Origin of the sequence: Actinoplanes sp. NBC_00393 (assembly GCF_036053395.1) — a bacterium.
Taxonomy (GTDB): domain Bacteria; phylum Actinomycetota; class Actinomycetes; order Mycobacteriales; family Micromonosporaceae; genus Actinoplanes.
The window spans coordinates 7,955,167-7,974,561 of record NZ_CP107942.1 but is presented as its reverse complement, the minus strand read 5'-3'; the positions used below and the strand labels follow the sequence as shown (position 1 = coordinate 7,974,561).

Sequence of the window (19,395 nt, the reverse complement as noted above, 5' to 3'; positions counted from 1 at the left end):
ACCAACTCACCTGGCCTCGGAACGCACCCGCGGGCTGGCCGGTTCCTGCGTAGTCGACCCCGTCTCCGGGCGGTAGATGGCGTAGGAAGCAGGTCGCTCGGCTACATCAGGCTCGGCCCAGTCCGACGTGCTCCGGGTTTTGGCCGAACTGGTCAGACTCCGTTGCTCGCTACTGGCGACCGGTGCGTCGGTCCGCGTGGTTTCGGTGCCGTCCGGACGAGTCGCGACGGCGGTTGAGGCACCCTCCCCCGGGGGAGCGCTACGCGACGCACCCGAGTGGGCCGGGTCCTCGAGTCGCGCCTCCGGGCGTAGGTTTCGCTGCTCTACATATATCGGTCGCCCGTCCTTGCCGAACATCGGCTCCCGGGTGCCACCGCCCTCGGCCACCTCCAGCTTGGCCGCCTCCCGCACGTCTCGGAAGAAACGGCGGTGCCACGAGCCCGCTGACGCGATCGCGGCTGCGTTGTCCTTTCCGCCGAGCTGGGTGATCCGGCGGTATGGGCGAAGAAGCAGCCATCCAACCACGCCGCAGAGCCACACCAGAACGACTTGCAACCAGCCGGCGAGACTCGCCGTGTTCATGATCAAGTCGACGGCGAAGAGGTAGATGGCGGCGCCGGTGCCGAATATGGCGATGTTGAAGACCGCTGCGACCACCGCATTGCCAAGACGACGGATTCCGGAACTGGCCGGACGGAGCAGGCCGATTGTTCCAAGAATAGGTGCCGCGATCACTGCCCACCGGAAGATCAAGAACCCTAGAAGAACCAGAAGCGAGGCGGTGATGTCGAACATCGCGAACATGAATGCCGCGAGCATCGCGATGAAGCCCGCCCCGACTCGCTCCATGCCGTTGATGCCCTGGAGATACTCGTATGCCTCGGGGTCCTCCTGCTTGATCTGCTCGGCGACCCGCACCCATTGGGCCCTCTTCCGATCCAAGGTGGCGTCGCGCGTCGCAGGATTGGTGCGGATCTTTTCGACTTCCTCCCACTTCAGGGAGCGAGCGTTGTAGAGCGCCTCACCGTACTTCTGAGCGGTCTCGCTGTCGGCCGATCCGAGAAGACCACGGAGCCAGTTTCGGTAGAGCATGGTCTCGGTCGCGGTGTCGCTGGCACGCACCGCAGGGGGCCGCTTGTCGGTGCAGGCGTCCGGTCCGAGAACGCACCGAGGATTGGGTTCCGCAGGGCGAGGGCCCACGGCGTCGTGGACGACTCCCAGGGTGCCGATCAGGGTCTGGTCGGCGATGTTCGCGGAGCGCACCGGCCACGAAGCAATAGCCGTGACAATGACCATGATCAGGATTGCCCAGCCGGCCGTTGTGGTTGCCATGCCCATTTCGGCCTGCCGGGAACGCCACAGCAGGTAGATGCCGATGACCGCGAGGGTCACCACACCGAAGACGGTGAAGACCTTCTGGTAGACCGCCTTGGTCGCCTGGTCGACGAGCGGATCGGCCCAGCCCCACAGCGTTTCCGGATTCCAGGCGCGCTCGCGCAGCGCATTGGAGGCACCGATGACGGCGGTCGCGATCATGAACTCGCCGTTGGCGATGGTGTTCTCGATTTTGTGATCCGCGTCGACAATCGTGGACGCGCATCCGCCTTCGAGGTCGTAGGTCGTGTAGCTGTACCCGGAATACCCGTAATCGCTGTAGAGGCCGGGGAAGCTGCCGCTGTTCGAGGAGGCCGGGCGTTCGGCGAACCAGCCGGCCAGGCCGGAGTCCGGGGTGCTGGGTGTGGGGGCCGTCAGGCACTGGGCCCGCGTGCTTCCCACCTCGGCCAGGCGTTTCACGCAGCCCTGGATGTCCTGCTGCCACTCCTCGACGCTGCAGGCGCCGTTCGGCGCCTTCGCCGGTGCCGCGAACGCGTCGGAGGGCGCCGCCACCGCCCAGGCAATCGACGCCACCACGACCAGGGCCAGGGTCGTGATGAACGCCAACCCGCGCCGCACCATCTCACACCTCCAGGTCGGACGGCAGAGGAAGCGCGGCGGGCGGTGGTGTGCCCGGGGTCGTGTCGAGGTGTTCCAGCAGGCCCTCGACGTACGAGACGTCGACCCGGACCTTCTGGACCCGCCCGTCCACGTCCCGCATCACGAATTCCCGGAAGCCGAGCCGGTGCTGGGACGACGTGTCGACCTGGGAGAGGGAGGCGAGCGTCGCCTCGTACCCGTCGTGCACCGGCACTCGCAGGAGCCGCAGGGCCTCGGAGGCGATCTCCTGGTCTTCGGCGATGCGGCCGACGAAGACGGTGGAGACCAGGTTCTGCACGTCGAGGCCGAGGATGTCGCGTGGGTTCTGGGAGGCGACCAGGGCCGCGAGGTTCCATTTCCGGGAGTCGCGGGCGAGCCGGACCAGGAACGATCGGCCGGACCGCCAGCCTTCCATGAAGTGGGCCTCGTCCAGGCCGACCATCTTGCGGGACGACATCGAGCCGCCGTAGCAGCGGCGGACCGCCAGCCGGTGCGCGGTGTGCAGCATCGGCAGGGCCAGGGATTCCTCGGCCGACCAGTACTCCCGCTCGATCTTGAGGTCGGGGAGCCGCAGGCCGGCCATGGTGATGACGGTGAGCGCGGCGTCGGCGCCGAGCAGGTGCTGCGGCGGATGACCGAAGAAGAGCAGCGCCAACGGCATCTCGGCGGTGTCGAGCAGCAGGTTGGCGAGTTCCTTGCCCTCGTCGTCGTCCAGGCCCTGCAGGGTACGCACGACGTCGTCGAGGGTCGACGTCTCCTCGGCCGGCACCTGGCGGACCGCGTGCCGCAGCAGCGTCGCCGTGGACGCCTCCTTGGCGACCTGCGGCGGCACCAGCATCGAGCAGATGTCCTGGACCAGCATCCGGCGTTCGGCGCGGGCGTTCGAGACGGCGATCTCGTACTCCCGGTCGCCGGCCGGCCCGGTCGGGAACTCGGAGCGCACCGGCGTCGGGATCAGCGCATACGGCGCCAGGGTTCCCTGCTCGGAGCCGGTCAAATTCAGAACGCGACTGTACGGCCGCAGCTCCGGCATCTGACAGAGGCGAGCAAGCGGCCCGGAGGGGTCGAGCAAAGTCACCTGTACGCCGCGCCGGGCGTTCAGATAACCGAGCGCACCCATCAGCGTCGATTTACCACCACCGGGCTCGGCCACGAACACTCCGAGACCGGAGCGCTCCCGGACCTCCATCGGGAAATGCAGGTCGAGGAAGACCGGCCGGCGGCACGTCCCCGCGGTCCGCCCGATCAGGTCCCCGCGCCGGTCACCCACCGTGGAAGCGGCCTGGGGCAGAGCCGCGGCGAGCAGCTTCACGGGCATCCGGCGTACATATCCGGTGTTGGCAATGGGCTCGCCCGGGATGAACTCGCGGGCGAGCTGGTCCTGCCCCTTCGGGTGCTGCAGCGAGATCCGCAGCTCGCGGGAGTAGAGCTGGATCAGCCGCCGGGCCCGCTCCAGGCACTCCTCGCGGGTGGCGCCGCCGACCGCGATCCGGTGCCAGCCGTGCGCCCGGGCCGACTCGACCGGCAGGCCGGTGGTCATCTCGTCGCCGATCACCAGCGCCCGTTTGGCGAGCCGTTCCAGCTCGGGCGGGGCGTCGATGCCGTGCTCGGCGTAATCCAGCTGCTGCGAGCGGATCATCCGGAGCCGGTGTTCGAGGTTCTTGAACGAGCTGCCGGAGCCGAGGATGTCGATCCGGGAGGAGAGCTCCATCGGCCACGGCAGGCGCTCGTGGAAGTGCATCCACGGCTCGTGCCGCTCGGGGATCTCCAGTGGTTCCATCCGGCCGACCGAGAGGACAGCGACGTGCCGTTCTTCGCCAGACATCCGGTTGACCAGCTTGACCGTCGACCCGTACGGCGTACGGTAGCGCTCCACCTGCTCGGTCAGCGCGAGTAGATCACCGGTCTCCCAGTGCCCGTTCGAGACGGGCGAGAGCAGCCCGGGCGGGGCCATGCAGAGCGCCACCGACCGGTAGAGCAGCCACTCCAGCTCCTGCGGGGTGACGCGTCGCCCCCGCATGCCGAACGCGTTCAGCACCTCGTCGAACTGCTCGACCGTCCGGCCCAGCTTGCGCCGCTCGCCGTCGGAGGTGCCGCGGCCGAAGACCCGCAGGATCCGCTCGGAGAAGGTGTCGCCGAGGGAGCGCCGGGCGAAGGTCACCCCCAGGTACGTCTGCCCCTCCGCATGATTCACCGAGAGCAGGTGGCGCTGCGCCGCGACCAGGTGGTCGGACCACGAGGTGGCGCCGTGCACGTCCGCGAGGGGCTTGGCGGTGAACGAGTCGACCGTGCGGGCCCACTCGTCGGCCGGGAACGGGCGGGTGGTCCGGCGCAGGTGCAGGCGGAACCCGGCCAGGCCCGCGTACTGCTCGGAGATGGCGCTGAGCAGCGCCTCCCGCTCGGCGTCGGGCCGGAACGCCCAGCGCACCTCGGGCAGGTGGTACCAGGCTGTCACGGTGCTCTGGGTGAAGGTGAGGTGCCCGGCGATCTCGCTGATCGCCAGCTCCATGGCCGGGTCGCGATCGCTGAACTTGAGCTTCTGCGGCCGGAGCGCGACCGCCTTGGCCGGCTTCGGCTCCTTGCGCTTGACCGCCTTGCTCTTCTCCCGCTTGGCGGGCGCCTTCTCCCGGCGCTCGGCCGGGGCGCGCTCCGGAACCGGCACCGGGAGCGGCGCCGGTGCCGCCTGCTGCCACAACGGGACCGGCTCGGCGGGCAGCGAAGCAGGTGGCGAGGACTGCGGCCTCGACAAAGCCGACGATGCCGGCGATGAAGACGATGCCGGCGATGAGGAGGAAGGCGGCGAGATCGGCCAGTCGTCGAACTCGGACCAGTCGTCCTCCGGATCGACCTCCGGCGCGGGCGGCGCAACCGGTTCCGGCTCCGGGAAGAAGTCGGCCTTCGGCCCGACCGGCGCCCGGGTGAACGGCGCCCCGTTCCACCCCGGCGAACTCTCCGCGACCTCCGGCGCCTCCTCCCGGTGCCCGTTGGGCGAGGGCGGCGAATAAGGCGAGGGTGCGGAATAAGCGGCCGCCGAGGAGGACGGCGGCGAGGAGGGAGCAGGCGGGGAAGCCGGAGGCGCGAAGGGCGGCGGCGCCGAGGCCGGAGGGGCCGGCGGCGAGGAAACCGGGCCCGCGGAGGAAGGCCGGGCCGCGGTGGAAGGCCGGGCCGCGGTGGAAGGCCGGGCCGCGGTGGAAGGGGGCGGCGCTACCGCCGGCGCGGAGTCGTTGAAGCCGAACCCACGATCCGGATCCACCTCGGCCGGTTTCGCATAAAGATCACTCGGACGGGTAGCAGGGGTACGCACCGGAGTGGCGGTCCCGCCGAACAGGTCGAGGAAGGGCGAGTCGATGTCCATCGTGGTGTCGACGGCCGAACCCCGCGGACGAACCGGCTGCGGCGCCTGGAACACGCCCACACCACCGTGTCCGGGCGCGGTGACGAGCTCTTCGGAGTCGTCAGGCGAGGAGTAGTTGTCCGAACGCACACCGTTACTCTGCCTGCCTGTGGACGAGGCATCCGCGCGGGGATGCCCGTGCGGAGGAGTTCCGGTCATGCGGAGACTCCACCGAGATGCACGACGGCCAAACCGGTCATACCAACTCCTCCCGAACCCGGATGCGAGTGGCGACAAGTCTTGGATCCCGTTGCTCCACCGCGGGCTCACGGGTGCGGCGCCAGTCGGTGAGCGCGGTGCGGATGACGACCCGGGCCGGGCGGTCGGGGTCGACATGCCGGAACACGTACGACGTGGTGACCATGGCGAGGGCGATCTCCCACGCCGGGAAGGGGTCGAAGTCGAGCGTGATCAGGTAGTGGATGAACATGAAGAGCGGCACGAGCACGACGAACATCCCGTACTGCGCGTACGGCAGGTGGACGGGCAGTGTGTATCCGGGCGGGCCCAGATAGACGAGGCGCGCCCGGTAGATGTCGTCGTCGGTCCGGAGCCGCATCTCAGTTGAAGATCAGCTCGATGATCGATTCGCCCACGAAGAACAGCGTCGCTGCGCCGGCGATGAACGCCAGGCCCACGATCGCGATCGCCGAACTCGTCAGCACCTTCGAGATCTCGCCGCGACTGGCTCGGCCGATGAAGATCACGCCGAGGACCGCGAGCAGGATCGGAGCAATGTTGCTCGCGAAGAAGGTGACAATGCCTTCCGTGTTGATGCTGCCGGCTGGGGCCGCCAGGATGGCGAGCTCGGTGGCGATCATCGGTAAACCTCCCCGTGTCCGGTATGGGGGTTACGGACACGCTGCAGTTGTGAACCCGTACGGCAACGCCCATATCGTGCTACCTCTGACTCACCACGTCGAGTGAGCCGTTCGGGCACTGCCATGCTCATCTGCTCTCTTCGGTCACTTCATGATGCCCAGTTCCGAAGAGTACGGCCCGTACTTGCGAGCAACAAGCGCCCGTTTCGTTACCCAAGGTGATTGAGTGGTTGAATTTGAGTCACGTGGCATCGTACACGTGTTCTAAAGCCGGCCGCCCCGTACCCTTTGTCTGTGCCGACCACGCCGACAGACGCGCAGCTCACAGGTGCTGAACTGCTCCGCCGGGATCACCCGGTCGTGATGGGCGTCCTCAACGTCACGCCGGATTCTTTCTCTGACGGTGGGAGATACACCGACCTCGACGCCGCGGTTCAACATGGCATCGACCTTTTCCGCGCGGGCGCCCATGTCATCGATGTCGGCGGCGAGTCGACCCGGCCCGGCGCCGAGCGGGTGGACGCCGCAACCGAGATCAGCCGGGTGGTCCCGGTCATCCGGCGGCTGTTCGCGGAGGGCGTACCGGTAAGTATCGACACCACGCGTGCCGCGGTCGCCGAAGCGGCGCTGGAAGCCGGCGCCGCGGTGATCAACGACGTCTCCGGCGGGCTCGCCGATCCCGGCATGGCGGCGGTCGCCGCCGCCGCGCGCTGCCCCTGGATCCTGATGCACTGGCGCGGGCACTCCCGTGACATGCAGAAACTCGCCGTCTACCAGGACGTCGTCGCCGAGGTGCGCGACGAACTGCGGGCCCGCGCCGACGAGGCGATCGCCGCCGGGGTGGATCCGGGCCGGATCATCCTCGATCCCGGCCTGGGCTTCGCCAAGACCGCCGAGCACAACTGGGCCCTCAGCGCCCACCTCGAGACCCTGCGCGAGCTGGGCTTTCCGGTGCTTTTCGCGGCAAGCCGCAAGACCTATCTGGGTCGGCTGCTGGCCGGTCCGGACGGCACGCCGCGCCCGGTGGGCGGCCGCGAGGCGGCCACTCTGGCCACCTCGATCCTGGCGGTCGCGTCCGGCGCGTGGGGGGTCCGGGTGCACGAGGTGGGCGCGACCGTCGATGCGCTCGCCGTTTGGCGCGCCACGGGATCACCACGATTCATCGGTACGGCCTAAGCACCCGCTGCCGCGCGAAAGAGGTAACTGATGAGCGGACAGATCACCCTGACCGGCCTGCGGGCCCGGGGCCGGCACGGCGTCTACGACTTCGAACGGGAGCAGGGCCAGGACTTCGTCGTGGACGTCCGCCTGGACCTGGACCTGGGCCGGGCCGCCGCGACCGACGACATCACCGACACCGTGCACTACGGCGAACTCGCCGGCCGGCTGGTCGAGGTGCTCACCGGCGAGCCGGTCAACCTGCTGGAGCGGCTCGCCGACCGGCTGCTGGACGTCTGCCTCACCGACCCGCGGGTCACCGCCGCCGAGGTCACCGTGCACAAGCCGCAGGCGCCGATCCCGCACGAGTTCGCCGACGTCGCGGTCACGCTGCGCCGGAGCCGTTCGTGACCCGTGCCGTCCTGTCGCTCGGCAGCAACCTCGGCGACCGCTTCGCGCACCTCCGGGCGGCCGTCGAACTGCTGGACGCGAGTGTCGTACGCGTCTCGCCGGTTTATGAAACGCCTCCGTGGGGCGACAGCGCGCAACCGGCGTACCTCAATGCCCTTGTCCTTGTCGACGATGCCGGCGCGACCCCGCGGCACTGGCTGGAGCGCGCCCGTGCGTGCGAATCGGCCGAAGGCCGGGTCCGGGACCCGGAGCGCCGCTTCGGCCCGCGCACCCTCGACGTCGACGTGATCGCCGTCTGGGCCGCCGACGGCACCCCGGTGGTCAGTGACGACCCCGAGCTGACCCTGCCGCATCCCCGTGCCCACCTGCGGGCCTTCGTGCTGCGACCGTGGCTCGACGTGGAGCCGGACGGGCAGTTGCCCGGGCACGGGCGGCTCACCGACCTGCTGGCCGCGCCGGAGCTCGCCACCGACCTCGCCGAGATGAGCCCGCGACCGGATCTGTCGCTAGAGTCGAGGGCGTGAGCGCCAACCCCCAAGGCGGAGATCGCCGGACCGACCCGTCGCTGCGGCCGACCAGTATCTCGGTGCTCGTGGTGGCCGCGCTGGCCGCGGCCGCGGTGGGCTGGCTGCTGCTCAGCTTCACCTATTCACAGCTGCCCGCCCTGCCGTGGTCACCGGTCCTGGTGCTCGCCGTGCTGGCGGTCGCCGAGGGCCTGCTCGCGCAGAACACCAGCGCCCGCATCCAGCGCAAACCCGGCGCGCCGCCGGTCGAGCCGCTCGCCGTCGCCCGCTACGCGGCGCTGGCCAAGGCCTCCTCGCTGGTCGGCGCGATCTTCGCCGGCTTCTCCGCGGGACTGCTCGGCTGGCTGCTGCTGGAACCGACCCGGGCCGCCCGGGAGGACGTGCCGGCCACGGTCGGCGCGCTCGTCGCCGCGCTCCTGCTGATCGGTGCGGCGCTGTGGCTGGAGCGCTCCTGCCGGGTGCCCGAGCAGCCCGACCGGGAGGACGACGACTCCGATCGTCCGACCGGCCGACGTTGAAGCTTGTCGAAGCCATCTAGCCTCTGAACTGAGGCCATCTCTTATCCGTATGCTTTGCGGCGGGCGGCCCACAGCCGGAGTAGCGTGCGCCTCGAACCGCTCGTGGAGGCGTGAGGAGGCGCGGAGCATGGCCTACGACGAGACCACTTTCCGCAGGCCTGGTGGCGACGAGGACACCCCGACCGACCCAGCGGCGTACCGGCGTCGGGTGCAGTACGACGACACCGCGGGCACGACTCTCGACCAGTCGCTGCGGGCGCCGGTCACCACGGGCGCCCTGCCGGTCGTGGAGGACGAGCGGGACCGCCTCGGCATCCACCTCGGGTGGGAGGTGGTGCTCCTGGTCGCCGCGGGCGTCATCGGCTTCCTGCTGTTCCGGGAGGACTCCGGCGCGCTGCAGCGCCCGGCCCTCGACACGCTGCTGGTCACCGGTGCGGCGATCGGGCTCCTCACCCTCGGGGCCGGGTTGAGCCTGCGGGCCGGCGTACCGAATCTGGCGCTCGGCCCGATCGCTCTGGCCGCCTCCCTGCAGTACGCGGAGAACAGCGACAAGGGCCTGCTCCAGGCCCTCGTCCCGGCCCTGATCATCGCGGCGGCCGGCGCCATCGTGGTTTCTGTCCTGGTCGCCGGCCTGCACGTGCCGGCCTGGGCGGCCACCCTGGCGGCCGGGTTCGGCGCAGTGGTCTACGTCCAGTTGCGGGTGGCCCCGGTCGACGTGCAGGGCGACTGGGACCCGACCGACCAGGCGTTCCTGATCTTCGGCGGGTTCGCGCTGCTGGCCGTCCTGGGTGGCGGGCTCGGCGCGGTCGGCCCGGTGCGCCGGTTCGTCGGCCGGATGCGCCCGACCGCCGACCCGGCCCGGCGTCGTGGCGTCGCCGCTGTCGTACCGGCTGTGCTCGCCCTGGTCCTCTCCTCACTCTTCGCGGTCGGCGCCGGCGTCCTGATCGCCGCTCAGGCCGGCAAGGCCGGCGAGCCGATCGTCCCGGGCACCGGCCTGGAGTGGACCGGCATCGCCATCGGCCTGGCCCTGCTCGCCGGCACGAGTGCGTACGGTCGGCGGGGCGGCATCTTCGGCACTCTGTTCGCGGTGACCGCGCTGACCCTCTTCCTCGACTACGAGTCACGCCGCGAGCTGGACATCGCACTCTTCGCGATCGCCGCCAGCCTGATGGTCGCCGGGCTGCTCATCACGCGGCTGGTGGAGACCCACGGCAGCCCGTACGCGTCCGGTCCGGAGGAGTGGAACGCTGCGGCGTCCAACGGCACCACGTGGTCGCCGACCCTCCCGGAGACCTGGAACACGCCGGCCACGCCGCCCGCTCGCAGCGACCGTTGGGACGACGGCCCGTGGGGCGCCGCGCGCTGACTATGCTTCGTTCATGACCACGCCCAGCTTCGCCGAACTGGACGCCCTGCCCACCGAGGTGCTGCGCCAGCGGGCCTTCGCGAAGGCCCGTCACCACCACGACCTCAAGTTCTACTGGTCGGTGCTGAAGCATCTGCCGGACTCCGACGAGGCGGCTGCCCTCGACGGCGCGCCCAACTCGATCGGGCCCACGGTCGACGAGGCGGTCGCGCTCTGGCGCGAGCTGGAGGGCCGCGACCTCGGCGAGCAGGAGCCCCTGCTGCGGGCCGCGTTCATCGACTATCTGAGCAAGTGATGCTCATCGTTTGAGAGTCGTGGCCCGCAGGGAAATAGCGGGCCATGGCTCTCGGTAACCGATATAAGACCGCGCCGGGTGCAGGGACACTCGCCGCGCTCGTACTCGTACTCGTCTTCGGCAGCCCTTGGTACTCGGACTGGGCGCTGGAGAACACCGACCCGGAGACGGCCGGTGGCTGGTGGCTGCGACTTCTCGCCTGGCCGCACTGGAGTTTCGACACCGACGACTCGCTACGGGACGTGATCGTCGGCGACCTCAAGGCGATCCTCGTCGTGGTCCTGACGTTCCTCTTCCTGGTCCTGCTGCCCGGCTCCCAGCTGGCCCGGGCACGCGGCACGATCAGCCAGTTCTTCGCCGGCTGGGCCGCGTACATCTTCGCGGGTGGTTTCGCGGCGCTGCTCGCCACCCTGTTCCTCTCCAACCCCTCACTGCTCGGCGCGTTCCGGGCGGCCGGCGCAGGCGCCTCGTACGGCCTGTTCGTCGGCTGGATCGTCGGTCTCGCCTCCCTGGGTGGGTGGCGCGGAACCCGGTGATCGTCAGACCTTCGCCGGCACCTCGAACACGGCCGCCCGGGACACCGTTCCCACTGGGCGGCCGTCGTTCGTCACCAGCACGGTCTCGGTCGCGTCGGTGAGCATCAGGGCCAGGGCGTCGTGCAAGGTGGCGCCGGAGTCCACGGTGGGCAGGCCCTCCGCGCCCGAGCCGTCGGACGGGGTCATCACCTCGCGGACCGGGGTGACAGCGAGCCGGCGGATGCCGCGGTCGGCGCCGACGAAATCGCGTACCTCGGGGGACGCGGGGGTGCTCAACAGCTCGGCGGGCGGCGCGAACTGCAGCAGCCGGCCGCCCTCGGCGAGGACCGCGATCCGGTCACCCATCCGGACCGCCTCGTCGATGTCGTGAGTGACCAGGACGATCGTCTTGCGTACGGTCGCCTGCAGGCGCAGGAACTCCTCCCGCAGCCGGGCCCGCACGATCGGGTCGACCGCGGAGAACGGCTCGTCCATCAGCAGCACCACCGGGTCCGCGGCGAGCGCCCGGGCCACGCCGACCCGCTGTCGCTGACCGCCGGAAAGCTCGTGCGGGTATCGCTTGCCGTACTTCGCCGGGTCCAGCCCGACCATCTCGAGCAGCTCGTCGGAGCGGCTCTCGATCCGCTTGCGGTCCCAGCCGAGCAGGCGCGGCACGGTGCCCACGTTCGCCCGGACGGTGTGGTGCGGGAAGAGTCCGACGTTCTGGATCACGTAGCCGATCTGCCGGCGCAGCTCGACCGGGTCCTGCTCCAGGATGTTGCGGCCGTCGATGGTGATCACGCCGCTGGTCGGCTCGATCAGCCGATTGATCATGCGGAGAATGGTCGACTTGCCCGAACCGGAAGGGCCGATCAGTACGGTGAGCTCGCCGGCGCGTACGTCGAGGCTGAAACCGGAGACGGCGGCGGTGCCGTCCGGGTACACCTTGCCGACGTTCTCCAACGTGATCGATGCCGCGGTAGCGTCCACGTATGCCCTTCCTCTCGTGGGGCCCGGCGCTGCTCACGCCGGTCGCCGCACCCGCCGATGACGGCCCGGGGAACCCCTGGTTCTCCTGGCGATATGTCCAGGAGAACGCCGACGCGCTCGGTGCCGCCCTCAGCTTCCACGCCGGACTGACCGCACAGACGGTCCTCATCGCCCTGGTGGTGGCACTGCCGCTCGCCGTCGCCGCCTACTGGATCAGACCGCTGACCGCGCCGATTCTCGCACTCTCCGGCGTTCTCTACACGATCCCTTCGCTGGCCCTGCTCGCCCTGCTTGCCCCGGTGGTCGGCACCACCAGCACCACGTCCGTCCTGATCGCCCTGGTGATGTACGCGTTGCTGGTGCTCGTCCGCAACGCGCTGGCCGGGCTCACCCAGGTGCCGTCCGAGGTGCTCGAGGCCGCGGCGGGCATGGGATACGGCCGGCTGGGCCGGTTGTGGCGGGTGGAGCTGCCCCTCGCCCTCCCCGGCATCCTGACCGGGCTGCGCCTGGCCACGGTCTCGACGGTGGCCTTGGTCACAGTGGGCTCGCTGATCGGTCAGGGCGGACTCGGTGACCTGATCCTGAGCGGCTTCCGGAACAACTTCTACAAGGCGCAGATCATGACCGCGGCCCTGCTCTGCGTCGGCCTGGCGCTCGTCCTCGACCTGGTCCTGGCCGGTCTGGGACGGCTGCTGACGCCGTGGACGAGGGGTCTGGCATGACCGCCTGCACCGAGCGGCACCCGGCCGGAGTGACGGACGACCTCGCAGGCGAGGGCCAGAAGGGCATGCCGAAGGAGAAGAGCACCACATGAACTACTTCCAGGAGGGAATCGTCTGGCTCAACGACCCGCTGAACTGGACCAACCCGGGCGGCCTGCTGGACCGGCTCGGCGAACACCTGGTGATCAGCTTCTGGGCGGTCCTGCTCGGCTGCCTGGTCGGCTGGCCGATCGGCATCTGGCTCGGGCACCGCGGGCGCGGCGGCGGCGCGGTGATCACCGTGGCCAACCTGACCCTGGCGATCCCGACCCTGGCCCTGTTGACCATCCTGCCGCTCACCCCGCTCGGCTTCGGCAAGCCGCCGGTGGTGGTGGCGCTCGCCGTCTTCGCGGTGCCGCCGCTGCTGGCCAACGCGTACACCGGACTGCGGTCGGTGGACCCGGAGACCCGGGACGCGGCGCGGGGGATGGGTCTCTCCGGCGGGCAACTGCTGCGGCAGGTCGAGCTGCCGCTGGCGGTTCCCTACCTGGCGGCTGGTCTGCGGACCGCGGCGGTCCAGGTGGTGGCGACCGCGGCGCTGGCCGCCTTCGTCAACGGCGGCGGGCTCGGGCAGATCATCAGCGCCGGGTTCGGCATCGGGATGAGCAACGGCGGCGGCGGTCAGATCGTCGCCGGCGGCATTGCTGTGGCGTTGCTCGCACTCCTGGTCGAAGGGCTGCTCGCGGTGGTCCAGCGCCTGGTCACACCCCCTGCGCTACGTCCACGGGGACGCCGGGCCACGGCTGCGGCGGTACCGGCCGGGTAACGCTCCGGCATCAGATGATGATCTTGTCATACCTGAAGAGTAGGAATAGCTAGAGGTTTCAGCGGGCGTCGCACTTCCGGCTGCCCGTCGGACACGCGGCACGGCCATTCGGGCCGCGCCGGGACACAGAAGGCGGCAGTAATGCGTAGACATCTCTTCCGGGCTGCCGGCGTTCTCGCCGTGGCCCTTGTTCTGACCGGCTGTGGAGACGCTGGCTCGTCCGGCACCGAGGCGCCGCCGTCGGCGGCGGCCGGCGGAGGCCAGGGCTGTGCGCCGGTCGCCGGTGACGCGCTGGTCGTGCTCGACGACGACAAGCAGCTGCAGAACACGGACAACATCATCCCGGCCATCAACAAGAAGGCCGCCACCCCTGAGCTCATCGCGGCGCTCGACAAGGTCTCGGCCGCGCTCGACACCACCAAGCTGATCGAGCTCAACAAGGCCGTCGACATCGACCGCAAGTCGTCGAAGGCGGCCGCCGAGGAGTTCGCCACGGCCAACAACCTGACCGCGGGCATCGCCAAGGGCGCGGGCGGCAACATCACCGTCGGCGCCGCCAACTTCAGCGAGAACGCGACGCTCGGCGAGCTCTACGGCATCGCGCTGACCGCCGCCGGCTATACCGTCAAGGTGCAGCAGATCGGCAACCGCGAGCTGTACGAGCCGGCGCTGGAGAAGGGTGACATCCAGGTCGTCCCGGAGTACGCGGCCACCCTGGCGTACTTCCTGGCCGGCAAGGTCGAGGGCAAGGACGCCAAGGACCCGTCCTCGCCGGACCTGAACACCACGGTCACCAACCTGAAGGCCCTCGGTGAGAAGACCGGCCTGGCCTTCGGCGCGCCCAGCCAGGCGCAGGACCAGAACGCGTTCGCCACGACCCAGGCGTTCGCCGACAAGTACGGCGTGAAGACCCTCTCCGATCTGGCGGCCAAGTGCTCCGGGGCGGCGACGGTCCTGGGCGGCCCGGCCGAGTGCCCGCAGCGGCCCAAGTGCCAGCAGGGGCTCGTCGAGACGTACTCGTTCCAGGCCGGCAGCTTCAGCACGCTGGACGCCGGTGGCCCGCTGACCAAGACCGGCCTGAAGCAGGGCACGATCTCGGTCGGCCTGGTCTTCAGCTCGGACGGCGCACTGGCAGCCGGCTGATCCCGTCCGGCTGCTGCGATATCCGGGGCGCCGCGACTCCCCGGCTGCCGGAGCTTCCCGGCTGCGGGGGCTTCCCGGCTGCCGGGGCTTCCCGGCCCCTCGGCCTTCCCGGCCCCTCGGCCTTTCCGGCCGCTGGGCTCCAGGTCCGCGGGCTTACCGGCCCAGGGGCCCCACTTCCGCGGGCCTCCTGGCGGCCGCGGTTTCCCGGGCCGGGCTCGCGGCCGCGCGGGTGAGCCGAAAAGGCCGAGCATCGGGGCTGTCTGTGCCCGTCCGGTGCTCGGCCGTTTCGTCTCGGGCGCACTCTCGGTAACATCTGCGCCCATGCCGGAACGGGACCCGCAGGCGGGACACAACGCACGGCTGCTCCGTGGCCTGGTTTGGGCAGGCGTGGCGCTCGCCCCACTCGGAGCCGCTGTCGTGCTGCTCGGCTCGCCGCGCTTCGCGGTCCTGCTGGTCGCGGTGAGCGTCGTGCTGGTCGGTGCGTCGCTGCTGGTCCGCAGCGATCCCGAGCTGCTCAGGATGGACGTGGAGGACCGCGTCGCCGAAGAGGTGGAGGCACTCCGCCGCGAGATGCGGGCCGAGTTCGCAGCTGTCGCCCCGGCCCCGGTCCCGACCGGCGGCCCGGAGGGCGCGCGTCCCTCGCGTCCCCCGCTTCCGCCACGCAACCCCGGGGGCCGCGCACAGGTCGGCGTCCCTCCGATCGACGCCGGTCACGCTGCGCAGTCCAGCTTCGGCCCCGGCTATGCGGCCGGCCCAGGCGACTTCGACGGCGGGCACCCGGCCGGCGCTCCCTACGGCCCCACCTACGATCCAGCGGCCGGCTTCGACGCCGGGCCGGGATACGACTCGGGCGGCTTCGAGTACGACGGGGGCTTCAACCAGCCTGCCGGCCCTGGCTTCGACGCCGGCCCCGGCTTCAACGGTCCGGGTTCCTTCAGCGGCCCGGCCGGTCCCGAGTTCGCTGCCGGCCCTGGCTTCAACAGCCCGGAGTCCTTCAGCGGCCCGGCCGGTTCCGGGCTCGCTGCCGGGCCGGGCTTCGACGGGTCGGCTGGTCCTGGGTTTGATGTTGGACCGGGTTTCAACGGACCGGCTGGGCCTAAGTTTGATGCTAAGCGGGGCTTCGACGGGTCGGCTGGGCCTGGGCTTGGCGCTCGGCCGGGCTTCAGCGGCAGGGGGTCCTCCGACCGCCCGGCCGGGCCCGGGTTTGATGCTGGATCAAGCTTCGAGGGCGCGGCTGGCTCCGGATTTGATGCCGATCCGGGTTTCAGCGGATCGGGCGGCTCTGCGGGCCCGGGATTTGCTCCGGGATCGGGCTTCGATGGGCAGGCCGGCTTCGGCGCGGGGCCTGGCTACGACGGTGATGCTGGTTTCGTGGCCCCTCCTGCGGTTCGTCCCACGAATCCCGGGCGTAACACCGGTGGGCGGGCCTCAGTTCCGGCTCCCGGCCCGGCGCGGCCGATCTCTCCGGCCCGGAACCCAGGGGTCGCCTCGGCCGGACGCGCCTCTGCGGCCGTTCCCGGAGCGTCCGGGTCGGCCTCGGTGCAACGTTCGGCCCCGCCGGCGCCGGCCGGTGCTGCCTCTGTCCCCGGACCGCGGCCGGTCGGCGGATCGGCTCGCGTTCCCGGCAACGCCCCCATGTCCGGAGCTGCCCACGTCCCTGGCCCGCCTCCGGTCGCCCGGGCCGGTGTCGCCTCCGTTGCTCCGCCGCCCGGACCGGGCCTAGTACCCCAACCCCGCGCCGCGGCCGCCGGGCCTCCGCCGGGAGCCGGCCCGGTTCGAGGGGGCGCTGCCGTGCGGCCTGGATCCCAGTACGGCCGGCCGGAAGCCCTGAACGGTGACTTCGGTGCCGCCAGCGGTTACGAAGGTGCCGCCAGCGGTTACGAAGGTGCCGCCAGCAGCTACGAAGGTGCCGCCAGCGGCCACGAAGGCATCGGCAACGGCCATGGAGGCTCGGTAGGCGGCTACGAAAGCGCCGGCAACGGGCATGGAGGCGCGGCGGGCGGTTATGGCGGCGGTGACGGCTACGACGGTGCCGGCCAGTACGGATCCGCCCAGTACGGCGGCTACGACGGCGCCGACTACGAAGACGCCAACGGGTACGGCAGCGACTACGACGGCTATGACGGCGCCGACGGACACCAGGGCTATGACCAGGACCGCGGTGGTCGACCTCAGGCCGAGCAACCGGTCGACTACAAGGCCCGTCGGCACCGCCCGTCAGCGAACGACACCAACGTCGGCACCCTGGCCGACTTCGCCTCCTACGGTGGCCATCGGTAAGGCCAGCGGCCACGAGAGGTCGGCGGGCCAGGCGAGCTAGCCAGGAGAACCTAGTGGGCTGGGGCCGGGGCCGGGCGAACTAGCCCGGGGCCAGGCGAGGCCAGCGCGCCACGTCGGGCCGGCAGGCCGGGCGAGGCTGGCAGGCCGGGTGAGACGGGCGGGCGCGTGAGCCGGTGGGCTAGTCGAAGGCGGGAACGGCTACTTGTCGATGTCGCCGACGACGAAGAACATTGAGCCGAGGATGGCGATCAAGTCGGGCACCAAGCAGCCGGGGATCAGCGTGGCCAGCGCCTGCACGTTCGCGTACGACGCGGTGCGCAGCTTGAGCCGCCACGGCGTCTTCTCGCCGCGGGAGACCAGGTAATAGCCGTTGACGCCGAGCGGGTTCTCCGTCCACGCGTACGTGTGGCCTTCCGGCGCCTTCACCACCTTCGGCAGGCGTACGTTGACCGGGCCGCCGATGCGGTCCACCTGGTCCAGGCACTGCTCGATCAGGTCGAGGGACACGAGCACCTGCTCCAGCAGCACCTCGAACCGGGCGTGGCAGTCGCCGGCCGTCCGGGTCACCACCGGGACGTCCAGCTGGTCGTAGAAGAGGTAGGGCTCGTCCCGGCGTACATCGAAATCCAGACCGCTTGCCCGCGCCACCGGGCCGGAGGCGCCGTAGGCTGCGGCCTCGGCGGCGGTCAGGACGCCGACTCCGACCGTGCGTGCCATGAAGATGTCGTTCTTGTGGATGATGTTGTCGAGGTCGGGCATCCGCCGGCGGACCGCCGCGACCGCGGCGCGGGCGCGCTTGGTCCACCCGGCCGGCACCTCTTCTTTCAGGCCGCCGACCCGGTTGAACATGTAGTGGATGCGGCCGCCGGAGACCTCTTCCATGACCGCCTGCAGCGTCTCCCGCTCGCGGAACGCGTAGAACATCGGCGTGATCGCGCCGATCTCCAGCGGGTAGGAGCCGAGGAACATCAGGTGGTTGAGCACGCGGTTGAGTTCGGCGAGGGCCATCCGCAGCCAGACCGCGCGTTCCGGCACCTCGATGCCCATCAGCCGTTCCACGGCGAGGACGACGCCCAGTTCGTTGGAGAACGCCGACAGCCAGTCGTGGCGGTTCGCCAGCATGATGATCTGCCGGTAGTCGCGGACCTCGAAGAGTTTCTCCGCGCCGCGGTGCATGTAGCCGACGATCGGCTCGCAGTCGACGACCTTCTCACCGTCGAGGGTGAGTTTGAGCCGGAGCACGCCGTGCGTGGAGGGGTGTTGCGGCCCGATGTTCAGCACCATGTCGGCCGTGTCCAGGCCGGCGCCGGTGCCGACCGTCATCTCCTGCAGGGCGTCCATCAGAGCATGGTGTCAGACGAAGGGGATTTCCACGCCGACGGTGTGCCAGAGCCACCAGTGGTCGCCCAGGCCGGCCGGGTCGATCAGCTCGGCGGCGCTGCCCGCCGCGGCGAGCGCACGCAGGTAGGCCGCCGGGTCGGTGCGGGCAAGGTCGAGCGGTGGCCGGGCGCCGTCCACCCCGAGCGCTTTCAACGCCGCACGCTGGCGGATCATCCGGTACGGCGTACCCGCGGCCATCGCCACCGCGTCCATCGCGACGTGGGCTGTGACGTCGCAGCTGCCGTCCGGGACCGGGGTCACCTGCCGGCCGTCCCGATACCCGGTGAGGGTGCCGAACGCCGGCCGGTCGTCGCGCCGGTGCCCGTAGTCGACGCAGAGTGCGGCCCCCCGGCGTACCGAGGCGACCGCGTCGGCCCAGGCGCTGTCCCGTGGCCAGCCGATCTCGATCCGTCCCGGGCCGGGCCACCAGCGGCTCAGCCAGAACAGGTCGGCCGCGTCGGCCGGCGCACCGAACGTCTCGGCGCCGGTGACCCGGTCCACCAGCACTTTGCGCAGCACCCCGCCCTCGTCGATGTCCACGACGTCGAGAGGCACGTTGTCCAGCCATTCGGTGGCGATCAGCAGCCCGACGATCGACTGCGGGATGTCCCGTCGCCAGTGGATTTCCGGGTGCAGCCCGTCCGGCCGGGGCACGACTTCGACGGCGGTCAGGCGTACCCGGTCCGGCAGCTGTCTGCGCAGGGCGGTGAGCAGTTCGCCGCGTCCGGCGCCCACGTCGACCAGGTCGAACGTCTTCGGGTGGCCGAGGGCGGCGTCCAGCTGCTCGATCACCTTGAGCAGGGCGCCGGCGAACAGCGGGGAGGCGTGCACGCTGGTGCGGAAGTGATCAGCGGGACCACTGCGCGGCCGTACGAAGAAGCCGCCGGACCCGTACAGGGCAGCCTGCATCGCCAGCCGCCACCCGATCGCCGTCATGCCGTCAGCGTAGGCAGCCAGAAAAAGCGGGCTCAGGCCTGGCGGTGGGTGGCCGAACGGTGGAGGGCGCCCTCGTGCAGTTCTTCACACGTGGTTGCTACGAACGTGTCAACCCGGCGCATACTGGCGCTCGACCGGTACCCCGACACTGAGGACTGGATCC

18 protein-coding genes are annotated in these 19,395 nt (G+C 70.5%); 11 read left to right on the top strand and 7 right to left on the bottom strand.

All coding sequences use genetic code 11. From position 1 onward, the window contains the following. Positions 1-6 precede the first annotated feature (6 nt). From OHA21_RS36865 to OHA21_RS36850, 4 genes are read right to left on the bottom strand one after another with little or no spacing between them, the layout of a single operon-like run. Positions 7-1,956 carry a DMT family transporter gene (locus tag OHA21_RS36865; RefSeq protein ID WP_328463036.1) on the bottom strand — a complete coding sequence of 650 codons (1,950 nt, stop codon included), beginning with the start codon at positions 1,954-1,956 and terminating at the stop codon, positions 7-9. Between the two features lies 1 nt (position 1,957). Further along, a complete protein-coding gene (locus OHA21_RS36860) occupies positions 1,958-5,527 on the bottom strand; it encodes an ATP-binding protein (RefSeq protein WP_442874949.1) in 3,570 nt (1,189 codons plus the stop codon). A 37-nt stretch (positions 5,528-5,564) separates the two neighbouring features. Next, positions 5,565-5,927 (bottom strand): hypothetical protein, encoded by a 363-nt coding sequence (locus tag OHA21_RS36855; protein WP_328463031.1) that lies wholly within the window; start codon positions 5,925-5,927, stop codon positions 5,565-5,567. 1 nt (position 5,928) lies between these two features. Further along, positions 5,929-6,189, bottom strand: coding sequence for a hypothetical protein (locus tag OHA21_RS36850; protein WP_328463029.1), 261 nt, complete (start codon positions 6,187-6,189; stop codon positions 5,929-5,931). 363 nt (positions 6,190-6,552) lie between these two features. On the opposite strand from OHA21_RS36850, the gene folP reads away from it, so the two are divergent. The 7 genes from folP to OHA21_RS36815 all read left to right on the top strand — a co-directional run bounded on the left by folP (position 6,553) and on the right by OHA21_RS36815 (position 10,997). Continuing rightward, positions 6,553-7,365 carry a dihydropteroate synthase gene (folP, locus tag OHA21_RS36845; protein WP_328478777.1) on the top strand — a complete coding sequence of 271 codons (813 nt, stop codon included), beginning with the start codon at positions 6,553-6,555 and terminating at the stop codon, positions 7,363-7,365. Positions 7,366-7,395: 30 nt separating this feature from the next. Beyond that, complete coding sequence (gene folB, locus OHA21_RS36840) at positions 7,396-7,758, top strand: dihydroneopterin aldolase (RefSeq protein ID WP_328463027.1); 363 nt, start codon at positions 7,396-7,398, stop codon at positions 7,756-7,758. Beyond that, a complete protein-coding gene (gene folK / locus OHA21_RS36835; RefSeq protein ID WP_328463025.1) occupies positions 7,755-8,282 on the top strand; it encodes a 2-amino-4-hydroxy-6-hydroxymethyldihydropteridine diphosphokinase in 528 nt (175 codons plus the stop codon). The genes folB and folK overlap by 4 nt, the downstream gene beginning before the upstream one ends. Next, entirely contained in the window at positions 8,279-8,800 is a 522-nt protein-coding gene (locus OHA21_RS36830) for a DUF3180 domain-containing protein (protein ID WP_328463023.1), read from the top strand. Before folK ends, OHA21_RS36830 begins: the two co-directional genes overlap by 4 nt. Before the next feature lie 127 nt (positions 8,801-8,927). Continuing rightward, on the top strand, positions 8,928-10,166 hold the full coding sequence (locus tag OHA21_RS36825; protein ID WP_328463021.1) for an ABC transporter permease: 1,239 nt from the start codon (positions 8,928-8,930) through the stop codon (positions 10,164-10,166). Between the two features lie 13 nt (positions 10,167-10,179). After that, positions 10,180-10,461: a hypothetical protein gene (locus OHA21_RS36820; protein WP_328463019.1), complete on the top strand. Its 282-nt coding sequence runs from the start codon at positions 10,180-10,182 to the stop codon at positions 10,459-10,461. A 44-nt stretch (positions 10,462-10,505) separates the two neighbouring features. After that, positions 10,506-10,997 (top strand): hypothetical protein, encoded by a 492-nt coding sequence (locus OHA21_RS36815; protein ID WP_328463017.1) that lies wholly within the window; start codon positions 10,506-10,508, stop codon positions 10,995-10,997. Between the two features lie 3 nt (positions 10,998-11,000). Here the strand turns inward: OHA21_RS36815 and OHA21_RS36810 are convergent, their stop codons facing one another. Continuing rightward, on the bottom strand, positions 11,001-11,966 hold the full coding sequence (locus OHA21_RS36810) for an ABC transporter ATP-binding protein (protein ID WP_328463015.1): 966 nt from the start codon (positions 11,964-11,966) through the stop codon (positions 11,001-11,003). 2 nt (positions 11,967-11,968) lie between these two features. Between OHA21_RS36810 and OHA21_RS36805 the strand changes: the two genes are divergently transcribed. The 4 genes from OHA21_RS36805 (at position 11,969) to OHA21_RS36790 (ending at position 16,916) form a co-directional block, all read left to right on the top strand. Then, a complete protein-coding gene (locus OHA21_RS36805) occupies positions 11,969-12,688 on the top strand; it encodes an ABC transporter permease (protein WP_442874948.1) in 720 nt (239 codons plus the stop codon). An 88-nt stretch (positions 12,689-12,776) separates the two neighbouring features. Then, positions 12,777-13,493, top strand: a complete 717-nt coding sequence (locus tag OHA21_RS36800; protein ID WP_328463013.1) for an ABC transporter permease — start codon at positions 12,777-12,779, stop codon at positions 13,491-13,493. Positions 13,494-13,634: 141 nt separating this feature from the next. Then, positions 13,635-14,636 (top strand): glycine betaine ABC transporter substrate-binding protein, encoded by a 1,002-nt coding sequence (locus tag OHA21_RS36795; RefSeq protein WP_328463011.1) that lies wholly within the window; start codon positions 13,635-13,637, stop codon positions 14,634-14,636. Positions 14,637-16,427: 1,791 nt separating this feature from the next. Next, entirely contained in the window at positions 16,428-16,916 is a 489-nt protein-coding gene (locus OHA21_RS36790; RefSeq protein ID WP_328463009.1) for a hypothetical protein, read from the top strand. A gap of 198 nt (positions 16,917-17,114) precedes the next feature. Here OHA21_RS36790 and OHA21_RS36785 read toward each other — a convergent pair whose 3' ends face one another. After that, the gene (locus OHA21_RS36785; RefSeq protein WP_328463007.1) at positions 17,115-18,257 is read right to left on the bottom strand and encodes an NADH-quinone oxidoreductase subunit D; all 1,143 of its coding nucleotides are present in this window, start codon (positions 18,255-18,257) and stop codon (positions 17,115-17,117) included. A 12-nt stretch (positions 18,258-18,269) separates the two neighbouring features. Further along, the gene (locus OHA21_RS36780; RefSeq protein ID WP_328463005.1) at positions 18,270-19,232 is read right to left on the bottom strand and encodes an SAM-dependent methyltransferase; all 963 of its coding nucleotides are present in this window, start codon (positions 19,230-19,232) and stop codon (positions 18,270-18,272) included. Between the last annotated feature and the right edge of the window lie 163 nt (positions 19,233-19,395).